The organism is Mycoplasmopsis adleri (assembly GCF_045276205.1).
GTDB lineage: Bacteria > Bacillota_I > Bacilli_A > Mycoplasmatales > Metamycoplasmataceae > Mycoplasmopsis > Mycoplasmopsis adleri.
The window spans coordinates 415,019-429,722 of sequence record NZ_CP174162.1 but is presented as its reverse complement, the minus strand read 5'-3'; the positions used below and the strand labels follow the sequence as shown (position 1 = coordinate 429,722).

At 26.2% G+C, this 14,704-nt stretch carries 10 protein-coding genes and 2 pseudogenes; 8 read left to right on the top strand and 4 right to left on the bottom strand.

Annotated elements, in window-relative coordinates:
* Positions 1 to 6 precede the first annotated feature (6 nt).
* The 5 genes and pseudogenes from ACJA22_RS01885 (at position 7) to ACJA22_RS01865 (ending at position 3,133) form a co-directional block, all read left to right on the top strand.
* Positions 7 to 291: a putative quinol monooxygenase gene (locus tag ACJA22_RS01885; protein WP_406617441.1), complete on the top strand. Its 285-nt coding sequence runs from the start codon at positions 7 to 9 to the stop codon at positions 289 to 291.
* A 380-nt stretch (positions 292 to 671) separates the two neighbouring features.
* The gene (locus ACJA22_RS01880) at positions 672 to 1,148 is read left to right on the top strand and encodes a DNA adenine methylase (protein ID WP_406617440.1); all 477 of its coding nucleotides are present in this window, start codon (positions 672 to 674) and stop codon (positions 1,146 to 1,148) included.
* Positions 1,103 to 1,495, top strand: a complete 393-nt coding sequence (locus ACJA22_RS01875; protein ID WP_406617560.1) for a DNA adenine methylase — start codon at positions 1,103 to 1,105, stop codon at positions 1,493 to 1,495. The genes ACJA22_RS01880 and ACJA22_RS01875 overlap by 46 nt, the downstream gene beginning before the upstream one ends.
* Before the next feature lie 5 nt (positions 1,496 to 1,500).
* A complete protein-coding gene (locus ACJA22_RS01870; RefSeq protein ID WP_406617438.1) occupies positions 1,501 to 2,265 on the top strand; it encodes a DNA-methyltransferase in 765 nt (254 codons plus the stop codon).
* Positions 2,252 to 3,133 (top strand): annotated as a pseudogene (locus ACJA22_RS01865) (type II restriction endonuclease). The gene ACJA22_RS01870 and the pseudogene ACJA22_RS01865 overlap by 14 nt, the downstream one beginning before the upstream one ends.
* A 335-nt stretch (positions 3,134 to 3,468) precedes the next feature.
* Here ACJA22_RS01865 and ACJA22_RS01860 read toward each other — a convergent pair.
* The 3 genes from ACJA22_RS01860 to ACJA22_RS01850 all read right to left on the bottom strand — a co-directional run bounded on the left by ACJA22_RS01860 (position 3,469) and on the right by ACJA22_RS01850 (position 10,531).
* Entirely contained in the window at positions 3,469 to 5,121 is a 1,653-nt protein-coding gene (locus ACJA22_RS01860; RefSeq protein WP_406617437.1) for an IS1634 family transposase, read from the bottom strand.
* A gap of 277 nt (positions 5,122 to 5,398) precedes the next feature.
* The gene (locus ACJA22_RS01855; protein WP_406617436.1) at positions 5,399 to 9,910 is read right to left on the bottom strand and encodes a hypothetical protein; all 4,512 of its coding nucleotides are present in this window, start codon (positions 9,908 to 9,910) and stop codon (positions 5,399 to 5,401) included.
* 300 nt (positions 9,911 to 10,210) lie between these two features.
* Positions 10,211 to 10,531, bottom strand: a complete 321-nt coding sequence (locus tag ACJA22_RS01850; protein ID WP_406617435.1) for a hypothetical protein — start codon at positions 10,529 to 10,531, stop codon at positions 10,211 to 10,213.
* A 425-nt stretch (positions 10,532 to 10,956) separates the two neighbouring features.
* Between ACJA22_RS01850 and ACJA22_RS01845 the strand changes: the two genes are divergently transcribed.
* On the top strand, positions 10,957 to 11,577 hold the full coding sequence (locus ACJA22_RS01845) for a hypothetical protein (RefSeq protein ID WP_406617434.1): 621 nt from the start codon (positions 10,957 to 10,959) through the stop codon (positions 11,575 to 11,577).
* Between the two features lie 12 nt (positions 11,578 to 11,589).
* Entirely contained in the window at positions 11,590 to 13,020 is a 1,431-nt protein-coding gene (locus ACJA22_RS01840; protein WP_406617433.1) for a M17 family metallopeptidase, read from the top strand.
* Between the two features lie 150 nt (positions 13,021 to 13,170).
* Here ACJA22_RS01840 and ACJA22_RS01835 read toward each other — a convergent pair whose 3' ends face one another.
* Positions 13,171 to 13,662, bottom strand: a complete 492-nt coding sequence (locus ACJA22_RS01835; RefSeq protein WP_406617432.1) for a hypothetical protein — start codon at positions 13,660 to 13,662, stop codon at positions 13,171 to 13,173.
* Between the two features lie 733 nt (positions 13,663 to 14,395).
* Between ACJA22_RS01835 and rpsP the strand changes: the two are divergent.
* Positions 14,396 to 14,653 (top strand): annotated as a pseudogene (gene rpsP / locus ACJA22_RS01830) (30S ribosomal protein S16); the annotation flags it as partial.
* Positions 14,654 to 14,704 lie beyond the last annotated feature (51 nt).

Genomic DNA, 14,704 nt, shown 5'->3' with positions numbered 1-14,704 from the left:
GGAATTATGATTTACCTTGTTTATAAAGAAATTATAATGAAGTCAGAAACTAGGGAAAGATTTAATGGTATTTTAAAAACATGATTAGACTCAGTTAAAAAACAACCATTAAACCTCTCTACTGACATTTGTTGAAAAAATGATAATACTTTAATCTTAATTGAAAGATGAAGTAACCAAGATGCTTATAACGCGTACATTAAGAGCCCTGAAGGAAAACAATTATTACACGATATGGACTCTTTTGTAGATTACGTAGTTAGAACCGAAAAACTAAGTACTATATGCTAAGATACTATATAAGTTAATTGTGTAACATGCTTAAGGTATGTTACTTTTTTGCGCAAAAAACGAAGCTTTAAGCTTCGTGATTTATTAACTAGATTCCTTAACGGTTTTAGCTTTATAAGTGTTGAATTATTAATCTAGTGTTATGCATATAAAAAGTGTCTAAAACAAGAACAATCGCGCACTTTAATTTATTAATTATTTTCTTAAATATAAAATCAATATTTTACATAAAAGCCTGTTTAATAGTATTTTAAGTAAAAAGAAAAGGAATTTTAAATAATTTTATAAACTTTTAAATGTTTATTATTTTAATAATAAAAAGTTTATCTTTCTTTTATTGTTATAATATATTTACTATATTTAAAAAAGATGGAGGAAACATGAAAACTTTTGTAAAATGAGCCGGTGGAAAAAGACAACTAATCAATGTTTTAAAAGAATATATGCCTAAAGAATTTAATACATATTACGAGCCTTTTATTGACGGAGGCGCTTTATTCTTAGAAATAAAACCAAAAAAAGCAGTTATTAATGATTTAAATATTGAATTAATGGATACCTTTAAATGTTTTCAAAGTCAGGAAAAATATAACGATTTAATTACCTATCTTGTAGGTTTTGAAACATTACATAATGAAGATAATTATTATAAAATTCGTGACTTTGATAGAAACCCGATGTTTGCTCAACTTAATCCAGTTGTGAAAGCTGCTAGATTTATTTATTTGAATAAAGCTGGTTTTAACGGTTTGTATAGAGTTAATAAAAATGGCTATTTTAATGTTCCATTTGGTAAAAAACAAAAGTTTCATTATTTGAACAATCTAATTTTGAAGAGATTAAAAATTACTTCTTAAATTCGGATATAAAAGTTTTAGCAATAGATTATGCTGAATCCTTAAAAGATGTTAAAAAAGGTGATTTTATTTACTTAGACCCTCCTTATGATACTCCTGATGATAAAGACTCCTTTACTTCGTATACAAAAGAAAACTTTAATAAAGAATCTCAAAAACAACTAGCTAATGTTTTTAAAGAATTATCTAATAAAGGCGCTTATGTTATGTTAAGCAACCATAATACTGAATTAATCAAAGAGCTTTACAAAGATTTTAAGATTACTGAAGTTAAAGCAAAAAGAGTGATTAATTCAAATGGACAAAAAAGAGGTTTAGTTAGTGAAGTTATTATTACTAACTATTAATTAATATGATTAAAATAAATGATGAAAATTTTAAATTATATGAAGATGATTGTTTTGAAATTTTAGATACCATTGAAGAACATTCTGTTAATTTAATTTTTATGGATCCACCATATTTTTTATCTAATGGTGGCGTTACTTGCAAATCAGGTAAATTTTCAAAAGTTGATAAAGGTGAATGGAATAAAACAATATCAATAAAAGAAAAACTGGAATATTACATAAAACTATTTCAAAAATGTAAAAGAATTTTAAAAGAAAATGGTTCAATCTTTATTTCGGGTACATTGCACAACATTTATTCAGCCGGTACAGCATTAGAATTAGAGGGTTTTAAAATATTAAACAATATAACTTGAATTAAACCTAATCCTGCTCCAAATTTAAGTTGTAAATATTTTACGCGCTCAACAGAAACAATTATATGAGCTAAGTTAGATAACAAAGAAACTCATGTTTTCAATTATGCGGAAATGAAGAAAATTAATGACAATAAACAAATGAAAGATAATTGAATAATAAAATTACCTTCAAAATCTGAAAAACAATACGGTAAGCATCCTACTCAAAAACCATTAGAACTTTTAGAAAGAATAATACTAGCGGCATCAAACGAAAATGATATTGTTTTAGATCCTTTTAATGGTTCAGGAACTACCGGTATAGCAGTATTAAAACTTAAAAGAAAATTTATAGGAATAGAATTGGATCCCGGCTTTAATGACATTTGTATAAAAAGATATAAAGAATTTAAAAATGGAGAAAAATAACATGAAAAATTTTGATGAATGATTCGAAACATTTGAAGAAAATATTGTTTCCGCTGGCTCTTTTATCAATTTTAAAAAAGTTTTAAAAAATAGATTTGATATAAAGGTTCAATTAAATATTTTAAACTCTTTAATAGGTTCTAAAAATATTGAAAATGATTTTAAATTATTAATTAAAAAATATCCTGAAGTTTTGCCGATTATTCCTGTTTTACTAGCTAAAAGAGAAAAAGTTATAGATTTTTTAGAATACAATAATTTTAAGTTAGACTTTAATAAAAAAATAATAAACGATGAAGAAGCAGATGTGTATTTTGACTTTTTTAATAAATCAGGTTTAGCTTCATAATTTATAAATAAAGAAATTAATGATTTGAATGATTATGTTCTTGGAGTTGAAGTTGGACTAGATTCAAATGCTCGAAAGAATAGGGTTGGAACATTAATGGAAAATTTAGTTGAAAATACTTTAATTAATTTTGGGTATAAACTTGGTGTCAATTTATTTAAACAAGTAAGCACGAAAGAATTAAAAAAGAATTTTGGAATTATAATCGATCCAGATAATTCAAAAGCAATTAAAAAGTTTGATTTTGTTGTTTTGGAAAACAATATAGTATATGCTATTGAGTGTAATTTTTATTCTTCAAGTGGCTCAAAATTAAATGAAGTTTCTAGAAGCTATAAACAGCTTTTTGAAGAAACCAAAAATATATCTAATTTTAAATTTCTTTGAATTACTGATGGCAAGGGTTGAAAATCTACAAAAAATAATCTAAAAGAAACTTATGAAGCAATGGAAACTGTATTTAATATTAACGAATTAAAAAACGGTGCGTTTAAAGCTTATCTAAAAAATAAAAATTAATTAAAATTACTGTTAAACTAAAAAATTTATAGACATTTCCAAAAGGAAGTGGCTATATTGTATCAACAAACGCAACACGTAGTAGATTAAAATTTAACGTGGATACGTTTTTTTATATAAAAAAAGTATCCAAAACAAGAACAATAAGTTAGAAGATAATTGTTTCTTGTTTTTTATTTTTAAACCGATAACTATATTTTTCTCATGTTATTATTCTGATTACACCAATTAAAACTAAAAAAAGATATACCTTGTATAAAGATATATCCCGAGTTTCCAACTTTTACAATGTAATTTTTAACAACTCATCTGTTTGATGAGCTGTTTTTAATAATTTAAAATTTTAATTCATTTAAAATTCTTAAATATGTTTGATAATCTTGAATTGCTTGATTATTGTTGTCGTTAATAATATATTCTTCACTTTCAATTTTTCCGTCAATAATCTTGCATGTTTTGATTGTTTCTTTTATTACATCTTGTAATTTTTTGATTGTGATTTTTTCATCTACAACACCGAGTTCTTTCAAACCTTTGTTTAAATAATTAATAACAAAATTTAATAAAACAAGAGATAAGAAGCAAAGTACGAAATGACCTTCAATATGCTTTTCACTTCATACATAAATAGGTCTTACAGCTAAAGCGCTTTTTAAAGCTCTAAAGTTTGATTCTATTTGTCATTGTTTTTGAATATAAATTCACAATTTCTTCAGGTGATAAATCAAATCTAGAGGTTTCATAAGCATAATATCCGTCAAACTTTTCATCTTCGATAATTTTGTCATAGTTAAGTTTGTAATAACTTTTACCACCAACTTTTCGAAGAATTTAAACTTCTTTTGACCGAACATTACTTGATCATGAACTAGTCCGTCTTTATCTTGTCTTTTAATAAAATTATCGATTAAAATTTGTCTATCATTTTTATCTTTTAATGCTCTTTTTTTACTATATGTTACTACCAATCTTCTCTTGTGTCCGTTTGCTCTTCTATTCTTTCAAAACGAATAAAAAGTAGTTTCTTTATATTTAAAATTATTGTCTCCAAAATAGCCGGATTCATCTATTTCAAAGGTCTTTCGGTCATTTGAAGCCGCTTTTAATCTATAAGATAAAATGTAATCAATATCGTTATCTTCTAAGAATCTTATGTTTCTATTTGTACTCATTCCTCTATCAGCAATGAGTGTTACTTTGTTTAATTCATATTGTGATTTTATATTCAAAATAAAATTAATAAATGTTGATGCATCAGCAGTGTTCCCTTTGAATAATTTATAGTGAATTGGAATGCCGTTTTCATCTGTTGCTAAACCTAAAACAATTTGATCTTCTTTGAATTTTCCATCTTTAGAATAACCTGGATATCTCAATCCTTCTCTTACAAAACTTTCAAAATATACCGTTGAAGAGTCGTATCAAATAATATCTATTTTTCTATTTTTATCTTTGATCAATGTATCGTTAACACTCTTTAAAATGTTATTTTTATTTTCAGCTAAATAGTCTAAAGTATTATAAAATGTCGTCTTTTCAACTTCTAAATTTATATTGAATTTGTCTTTATTTTTAAAGGATGAAAGCATGCTACCCGGATTTACAATTCTATTTGAAATCATATATTTTAATAAATCATTTAAACACTTGGATTTTGATACTTTAGCATCTTTAAAAGGATTTAATTTTTCTAAGAAACTGTATAACAAATCATATCCATAATTGAACTGTTTTGTTTCAATTTTAACCTTGCTTATATCTAACTCTAATTGTCTAATTATCATATTTCTATCTCAATCAGTATTGTAGTTTTGAGATAGTTTTTTAATTTTTTCTACTGGATCAGAACAATATTTTTCTCATTTTTCAACTGTACCGATACCGATAGATTTCTTATAACCTTTGCCAAATCCTCCTGAAAGTGCTAAAGATAAGTAAGTAGAGTTCTTATTTTTTCTTGAAATTAATAGTCATTTGTCTTTTTTCATATCTTTATTATACCACAAATTACAATGTAATTATGTAAAAAAATAACTTTTTTTATTTATATATAAATAACACTGAAAAAAGTAATAAAAAAAGAGCTCCAACTTGGAAACTCAGGAAAAAAAGATATACCTTGTATAAAGATATATCTTCTTGTTTTTAAGACTGTAGCTTTTGAGATTACAATCTAGTATTTTTAATTGTAATGTTAGATAGTATTTTATAAATTGAGTTTAAATTATTATTAATTTAAGGATTAATTGGATCAACTGATATGCATTATTTTGCTAATGTGATATAAAGTTTGTATAACATAAATACATTATGATGATTGCCCGTATAGCCAGGATAAGTATCATAATTCTCAAAGTCAAACCCATTCAAGAAGTTTGGATTTGATGGGTCCAATAATGCATTATATAAATTTATTCCAAGTAAGAACAATCTCAACACTCCAACTTCACTAGCTTTATTAGAAGTGTTCTTACCCACTCACAATGTAATATATTGTGTATATATACTTGTTTGACCATCAAAATAGTATAACTCGCCATTATTTTCAAGCGCATTAAGAGAACTTACTGAATCAAAGGCTCCGTCTTTGTTTAATACAAATCTATCAAATGGTTGATTTGTACTTGTGTATTTTAGACGAAACATTCATTTTTGCAAACCATTTTGAGCACCTCAATTAAATCTAGTATCTTGTATGATGTCAAATCAGCATTTTCTTTGTGCCTGAGTTCGTGGGAATGCATTCCAATTAGAGTTTAGAGCTTTGAAGAATTTATATATATCTGTTCCATCTTGATTAAAATCTTTTGTATCTTGAAATCCAAAATAATTATTCATTAAATCTTCTAAAACTTCATTTTTACTTTTTGCAGTTTTTAACACTTCATTATATTTGTTTTTATTAGCAATTAAGTTTTTCATATATTGTTTGTTATTAGATTCGTTTGAACCTTCAAAAGGATCTTCAAATGTTAATTCTAATCCGTAATTGCATATTTGTTTTAAGAATTGAATAAAATATTTGTGACCTTTTGCTGCTTGTTCATTGTGAACGGTATCAGGATTTAAATAATCTAGATTAATAAAATCGGTAGCTTTTTGAACTTTAAAACATAATTGTTCTAATGCCGCTTGGTATCCTACTTTTAAATTAGATGAAAAGTTTTGGAAATATGGATTATTAGGGCCAATATTTTGAATATAGTTCAATGCTTTAGCTTCTATTTTGTTTAATTCAATAGTGTCTTTTAATCTTGCTAATAAATCATTTGAATCTTTTCTTAATCCATTATATTTTGCTTTATTGTTTGGATAATTTTCATTTGAAAAATCTTGAATTATTGTGTTATCATCACTTAAAAGATTTGTATATCAATTAATCAATTTGCCAAATATTGGGTCTGCATTTTGATAACCATTAATTTCTTCAGGTTTTTGTTTAAATATTGCTTCTGCTTCCTTTTTATCCGCAAATAATTGATTTAATGTGTCTAAACCATTAGTATCTGTAGTTAGACCGTTAAGTGTTTCTAATTTTGCTTTAGCTTCTACGAGATCTTTGGTTGTTGTTTTAACACCTTGTGCTGAATAATCAGGTTCAGCATTAAATAATTTTTTTAGTCAACTTTGAACATTTGAATAATCACTAATTGGTTTTGCATCAATATATTTACTTAATTTACTTCTAGCATTTAAATATTCATTAAATGCATCAACAAATGCTTTAGCATCATTTAGTCCATTATTATAAGCTGTTTGCAATTCATTTAATGAAACATTATTAATATCAATATTTGAATTTTTTAGTAATTGACATATGTTATTACCAGCATTGATAAAGTCTTCAAAGTCAGTTCCATGTTCTTCAAGAGTATTTTTTATGGTTAAAAATGATGTTGGTAATTTTAATTCTTGAACTCATTTAACGAATTGACTAACAGTATTAATAACCTTCAAGTTTTCAGGACTCATTAAGTTATTTAAATTAGCATTTGCATCAATAAAGTATTTAGGTGTTTTGTCACTTATTGTTTTTTCAATACTGTAGGCTTTTACTGGACTATATTCATTGTATGAGGCTATAAGTGTATTGTAAAGTGTAGTTTCATTATCTTTAATATTTTCAAAATCATCACTTACAATTAATTTACCTAATTCTCCAACTAAACCATCAAAAGTGTCTTTCAACGATCTCATTACTGTTTCATATTTAACGAATTCTTCGTTATAACTTTTTTCTAAAGCATTAATTGAGTTATTAATATCTTTAACTCATTTATCGATGTCAGTTGAAGGATTTAAAGCAGAAATTTTATTATTTAAGCCTTCTAATTGAGGTTTAAGAGTTTCAGCGATACTACTTACTTTAATATTATCGATAATATTATCTACACCTTCAGTGTTCTTAATTAATTTTTGGACTGAAGTAGATATAAATTCAGCTCTAGCTTTTACAATATCAGCTAATGCTTTTTTAGCATTTTCAACAGCTTGTTGAATTTCTTCTTTACTTTGAGTATCGAAGTTAACTTTATTAATTGCTTCAAGTGCGTCTGAGGCAATCTTTGAAGCTTTTGCATCACCTGGTTTAATTAGTGCTTGTCCAGCTTCAATTTTAGCTTTGTAGTCTAATAATTGTTTATAAACATCAAATTTTTCTAATACACCTTTTGCTGTAGAAATTGCACTTTCAAGATCTTGATTAGCTTGATATATAGTATTAATATCATTGCTGTTTTTTGATGTTTGAGCCTGTGAAATAGCGTTAGACAATTCATCAGCATATTTCTTTAAAACAGGATCTGCCATCTTGTTTTTTATTTCAGTGGCATCTTGAATCTTTTTATCTAAGCTTTCTATTTGAGATTTAAGAGTTTGTTCAATTAATGATTCTATGCTTTTAGTTTGGTCATTTAAAGCTTTAGCTAATTGTTCAATTCGTGCATTTGGAATAGTTGGAAAAGTTGTATCTATTAATTTCCGATCATTCTCTGCATCTTTAATAGCTTGTTGATAAGCAGTAACTTGAGGATCATTCTTTAAAGGAGTAATCTTTGAAACCTTTTCATAACATTCCTTGGCATTTCTAATTGCATCATCTAATGCTGATATAACTTGAGTTCTTTTTTGGTCATAAGCTGATTCGGCTTTTTCAAAGTCTTTAATAGCTTTTTCTAATTTTGGACGTTCTGCATTAATATCACTTATTTTCTTATTTAAAGCAAGTTTAGCAGAGGCAACAGCATTTTTAAGTTCAGTATAACTTGGACTTGATTGTAAATCTGTTATATTTTCAGCACTTTGAAGTTTAGTGTTTGCTTCTTTAATTAATTCATCTAATTCCTTATTAGCTTGAGCATATGCATCTTCAGCAGCCTTTTTATCAGCTGTAACAGTTTGTAATAATTCATCAAGCTTTCTATTTGCTTCTAGAATTGAATCTAATGTATTTTGTTCAGTTAAAGGAGTTAATAACTTACTTTGATCAGCGGCAGAAATTTTACCTAATGCATTAGTATAATCAGCTACAGCAGAAGGTTTTTCCATTTCATTTTTAAGTTCATTAATTTGATTAATTAATGATTTATTTCTTTGTAAAGCTTGTGTTTTATCATTATTCAATTGAGCAACTTCTTGTTGGTATTGTTCATAAATTTGTTTTAATTTATTTTCATTATCTTTATCTGAAGCTTCTGTTCCTGATTCTAATGATTTTTTAGCTTCTTCAATAGCTTGTTGTAATTGAGAATAACTTGAAAGCGAAGGATAATTGTTTTTACTAATATATTGTGAAACTTCTTGGATTTTGTCTGAAAGACTTGTAGCAGCAGCTTGTCAGCCATCTATAGTAGCTGTATATGCCGTAACCTTAGAAGTTAAATCATTAATTTGTTGTATTGTTTTTGCGCTATCCTTTTCATTATTGAAGTCAGCAAGATGTGTAGTAATATCAGCAATAATAGCATCATATTGTTTTAAAGTATTATTGTTACTTAATTCTGTTTGTTTTGCTATTAATGCTTGAATTACACTGTTATATGCACTATTTGCAGCATTAAGTTGTTGAGTAGTATTATCAATATTTTGAATTAATTGAGCAATTTCTCCTTTAAGAGCATCATGTGCATCTTGAAGTGCTTTAAGTTCACTATTTTTGTTATATACACTATATTTAGTCTTTAATTGGTTCATTTGTTGAACATAAGTTTCATAGTTTACATCATTTGTAAAAGGTTGAACCTTTTCATTACCTTGTTTTAATAAGTTGGCAATTTGTTGTAATAATCTAGCTTTATTGTCATCACATTCTTTAAATAGTTTCTTAGCATTATTGTAAGTTTGAGTTAACTCATTTGTTGCTGTTGTAATTGCTTCACGAGTATTAGTTGTAATTGCTTGTGTAGCTTTTTCAATTGCTGTTTGTAAAGCATCTTTAGCAGCGCTTAAAGAATTATCTTTCATTGTGTCTTTGAAATTCTTAGCTTCAGCAATTAAGTCTTGTAACTTCTTAACAGTTTCTTGGTATTCTTTTAATAATTTGTTAATATCATCATTAACTTTTTGAATAGCACCATCAGCATAAGCAATTTTTGCTTCAATATCTGCTTTATTAGCAGCTACTGTTAATAAAGGTGTTAAGTTGTTTAAAGCTGTATTAATATCTTTAAGCACATTTGTACAATCTACTTGTTTTACAATGATATCAGTCGAATTAGGATCGTATTTTGTTTTAAGTTGTTGAAGTTCTTTTACTTTTGCTTCATATGTTTTAAGCAATTGTTCTTTTTCATCATTTAACTTTTTATTTGCAACATTAAATTTATTAATTGCAGTTTCTAATTTAGCGCTAGCATTATCTAAAGCAGTCTTATCACCTTTTCCATTTTGACTTAAGGCTTCTTGAAGAACACCATTTAATTCTTCTTTAGCATTTTGGATAGCAGGATCTTTTGCATCTTGTACTAATTGACTAGCTTCTTTAATTTTGTTTGATAAGTTATCAGCGCTTTGACTTCATGCTTGAGATGAAATAAGTTCATTTTTAGCGTCTTCAGTTAAAGCTTTAATTGCTTGAACTTATTGAGCATCTGCAACTGATTGATTTAACTCATTTATTTTATTTGTTAAATGGCTGATAATTTGTTTATATTTATCATTTTCGTTATTGTTTTCTAATCTTGTTTTTTCATCATTTAAAGCTTGAATTGCTTGGTCAAATTCATTTTTAGCATTATTTACTTCAACTAGTTTGTTATTAGCATCAGTTTGAGCTTTTTCGAGCACTTGTTTAGCATCTTTAGCTACTAAAGCATAAGTTGTTGAAATTGCTGCGATAGAAACTAGAATAGATGCTGTTATAACTAGTCCTGCGCCAGCTTTACGTTTTTTATCTGCCATGATTTTCTCCTTTATATTTTTAATTTAAATTATTTTTTTATATATTATATAAAACATAGGTTAATTATAACAAAAAATTTTTTTGTTAATTTAGCCAAATTTATAGCAAAAATTAAATGTCTGTTTCTTCCTTTTTTACTTATATTTTCGTCAATATTGCTCCAAAATTTGATGTGTTTTTTTACATTAAATTAACTAATCTATTTGTAATTGTTGAAAGCAAATTTTTGATTTAAAAAGTAGGAAATATTTTTGTTGTTTTCTTCTTTTATTTATTAATTAATAAACATAAAAAGAGGTCTTATTTTAAAAATGTCTATGAATGTTCTCCTGGTTTTAAGCAATTTTTAAGCATTTATAAGGTATAAATATGTAAAAGCACAATTATTTAGAATATAATTATTAACAGTTCAAATGGAGGCATTATGAGTTTAATTAAAAGAATTGATACTGACGAAGATAGAATTTATATTTTTGAAAAAGACTTAAATGAACAAGAATTTAACTCTTTTAAAGAATTAGATAAAAAAGCAACTGTTATTTTGGACAATAATATTCAAGCAAAATTACAACTTGTTGATTATGGTTCATACTTTTATATTGATAACGATATAAAGGCAATTCATCATGATTTTAAGATTGCTAAAATGGTAGACTATTGAAACGATATATACTTTGAAATAGCCGTTTTCGTAAATCCTGATGATAAAAATGATGTGCACAGAATTGATGTAAATATGAATAGAGCTTTAGCTGGAGATGAAGACTTTTCATTTGATTTTGTAAGCAAGTTTTTAACTATTCATTTAGATTTAATTGATTTAAATAAGAGTTACTATAACACAACAAGTTATGATACTGCTTTCAATAAACCATTTAAGAAAATAAAAGATTTAGATGGTTTTGCTAACTTAATACTTCGTCAATACAATAGAATATTAAGAGATTATGATAGCTCAGATTTTAAAAACTTTCAATACTTATTTGTGAAACTTTTCTCATCTGAAATTGATTATATTGTAGATTATTTTGACACCGTCAAATAATAGGAGGAACATATGAAAGAAAATACACTTAATACAAAAGAATTAAAAGAACTTCTTGATAAAGCAAGTGCTAAGGATAAAGTTTTAAATTTATATACTACAAAAAGAGATAACAAAATCTTACTTAAAGCTCAATATAAAAATGGTTCAAAAGATGATAAATTTGAATTAATTAGCAAGAAAAATTTAGCAATTACAGAATTTAAGGAAAATAATGAAGCATACATTTTTCTTGATGAAAAATTTGAAGATTATGATGATTTAGTTTCATTGATTGACAATGTTATTGTAAAAAGAAGCAGAAATTACCAAATTGATATAGCTTCATTTGTTAACGGCAAAATTAAGATTGAAGATGCTCTTAAAGCTTTTTATTCAAGAATTATCTTTTATTACGCAGACTTATTTAACAAGAAAAAAGAACAAGCTACCAAAAATGAATATTCATTTTTATTAGCAAATGATTCATGAAAAGAATTAGCTAATAAATATGCAATTATCGCAATGAATAGAAATATTTGTAGAAACTTACAAGTAATGCCCGAAAATTACTGTACATCAGAACAATTAGCAGATTATATAAAAGCAGACTTTGAAGAATTAAAAGATGTTAAAGTATCAGTTTTAGATAAAAAACAAATAAAAGAAATTAAGATGAACTTAATTCTAGCAGTTAATAGAGGATCAACCTATGAACCTCGCGTTGTTGTTCTAGAATATAATGGTAATCCAAAATCTAAAGATAAAGTAGTAGTAATTGGTAAAGGTATCACCTTTGATACTGGTGGCGTTAATACTAAAGGATATCATATGGAAGGTATGAAATATGATATGTCAGGAAGTGTTATTGCTGCTTATGCTTTAAAATCTGTTGCTCAACTTAAAATTAAAAAGAATATGGCTGTTGTAATGTGTATAACAGACAACCGTCTTGATGGTGATGCTGCTTTACCTGAAAACCTTTATGAATCAATGTCAGGTTTAAGTGTTGAAGTTACTGATACAGATGCTGAAGGTCGTTTAGTTATGGCTGATGGTTTATATTATGGTGCAACTATTTTAAATGCTACAACCTTAATTGATGTTGGTACATTAACTGGAGCAGTTTTAAGAACTCTTGGAGCAACTTATTCAGGTATTTGATCAACTGAAGATGATAACTGAAAAGTAATGGAACAAGCTGGTAATGTTGCACATGAAAAAGTTTGAAGATTGCCATTCCACGAAGATTATAATGAACCAAATACTGAAAGTATTGTGGCTGATTTAAATAACTATAATAGTTCAGAAAAATCAGATAGCAATACAGCTGCTATGTTCTTAAAACAATTTACAAATATGGTTCCTTATATCCACTGTGATGTAGCTGGTACAGCTGATTTAGGTGGAAAACCACAAGGTGTATTAATTGATACTTTAGTTGAATTTGTAAATTTAAAATAAACTAATAATTTGAAGAAGGTAAAAATCTTCTTCATTTTATTTTGCACAATTTTTCTGTTTTATAGGCTAAGAATAAAATTTTAAGTAGATAAAAAAATTAACACCGTATTCGATGCTAATTTTAATTTTATAAAAAATAAAATCTGAATTTTATTTTTTACCAATTAAGTCTTTAAGTTGTTCAATTAATTCTGCATGGTCTTTTCTTGTTTGTCTTGATAATAAGAATTCGTAATTTTTTGAATAAAATGCATCAGTCATAATGATAATGAACATAATAATTACGAAAGCAGCTACTATGCATAGAAAAATCAATAATACTATTCTAACTAATCATCCACCTTTGAAATATCTGTCGTTCATTATAGTTATAGCAATACATGATAATGTTCCAAAAACACCAAAGATTGACATTGCAATAATAGAAGAGATTCATTCTTTATATAAGCTTGCATTTATATATTTCGCAAATAATCAATATCTACCGATTCGATCAGAGAATGATTGCATCTTAGCAATATTATTATCAAAAGCTTGAGATACATTAACAACTAAATAAATCATATAACATGCAATGCCTAGCACACCAATATATATTATTCAACTAAAAATAGTGAAACCTAATTTGTGATTATTATTCATTATTTTTCCTTTCTTATCTTATTAAAAAGAGTTTTATGCTCTTATATATAATTATAGTCAAAATTGACCAAAATAATTATTTTATAAACTTTCTTGCAAAACTTTTGGACTTTAAATAATATTTATTTAAAGACTATAATTTTTATATTGAAATAATAAAATTGTTTTTTGGATTTTTTCATTTATTAAAAAAATAAAAACCAAAAATTCTAAAAAAATATTTGTCTAAATGACAATAAAATTATTCAATTGCAAATACATTAAATGGCTGTCATTAACCGCAAACTATAATAGAATGCATATTTTATTTACGTGTTTTATTATTATTTTTAAGGACTTATTTTTGCATAATTACAAACCTTTTTTTATAATGCTGGAACTTTTACTTTTAGAATGAATAAATAAAATAAAAAATTTTCTTTGAATTTGTCTAACATTGTATTAGAATAATAATGATGCATTCTCAAGGCGAATGATTACTATTTCCACAGGAAATGGTTGCTTAAGAGTTTAATACTCCCTTCTTACGATAATCTGAAAGTTGTTGTGCGCGGTAGCTTTCGTTTTTAAGTTGTCTTATGCTATAAGAGAAAGATCTTAAATGGTCTTTCTTTTTTTATTTTTTTGTTTTCAAAAAATAACTTATATATTAAAATATATATGTAAATAACTTGGTGTCAAGCACTTTTGCTTGACATATGGTATGAACATTATTATAAAAAGGAGTAACCAAATGGTTAAAATTAGACTAAAACGTTTAGGAAGCAAATTTAATGCTTGCTACAAAATTGTAGTCGCTGACGCTCGTGCTCCTCGTGATGGTAGATTTATCGAAGCTATCGGTCAATACAACCCTCACACAAAAGCATTTGTGTTTAACGAAGAAGCTACAATTCAATGAATTAAAGATGGTGCACAACTTACACAAACCGTTTACAACTTATTTAGACAACACGGTTTAAATGAAAAATTCCAAAAAGCTGCTAAAGCAGATGTAGAAGAAATTCTTATTGAATCAAAGAAAGCAACAAAGAAAGATGCT